Below are 275 nucleotides of genomic sequence, written 5' to 3' on the forward strand. Positions count from 1 at the left end.
GTACACTTGAATCAAGAGCTATCGTACAGAGTATGTCTCGAAAAGGAAACTGATACGACAACGCAGTAATAGAGAATTTCTTTGGGATTATGAAGTCGGAGTTCCTCTATATAAAAGAATTTGAATGTATAGAGCATTTTAAAATAGAATTAGAAAAATATATAGATTATTATAATACGAAACGGATAAAGGCAAAATTAAAAATGAGTCCGGTGCAATACCGGACTCACTTTTATCAAGCTGCCTAATGAAATAACCGTGTCTAACTTTTAGGG

The 275-nt window shown here is 33.1% G+C and carries 1 pseudogene; it reads left to right on the forward strand.

The features are described 5' to 3' along the window. Positions 1–248: pseudogene (locus tag CN373_RS24440) on the forward strand (transposase); the annotation flags it as partial. Between the last annotated feature and the right edge of the window lie 27 nt (positions 249–275).

It is taken from the genome of Bacillus cereus (assembly GCF_002561295.1).
Classification (GTDB): Bacteria; Bacillota; Bacilli; order Bacillales; family Bacillaceae_G; genus Bacillus_A; species Bacillus_A cereus_S.